Here is a 223-nt window from a genome sequence, read left to right on the forward strand (position 1 = left end):
ATTAGATGCCCAAAAACAGAGTAATACCGTTCGGCTACTGCATGAAAAACGGCGAAATAACGACCGAACCAAAAGAAGTTTATGCAGTTGCAGAGATTTTCAGAGAATATCTGAATGGCAGCAGTTTACTTCAAATTGCAAAGCTTATGGAGTCCGAGAACATTCGATATACCGAGGATTCTGACCATTGGAACAAGAACATGGTCAAGCGGATAATCGAAAA

1 protein-coding gene is annotated in these 223 nt (G+C 40.4%); it reads left to right on the forward strand.

What is annotated here, in order from left to right; translation table 11 throughout:
- Positions 1 to 41: 41 nt before the first annotated feature.
- Positions 42 to 223, forward strand: a 182-nt coding sequence (locus QVO88_RS10025; RefSeq protein ID WP_288177987.1) for a recombinase family protein, incomplete at its 3' end; no start/stop codon positions are given.

The organism is Ruminococcus sp. CAG:57, assembly GCF_000435935.1.
Lineage (GTDB): Bacteria > Bacillota > Clostridia > Oscillospirales > Ruminococcaceae > Hominimerdicola > Hominimerdicola aceti.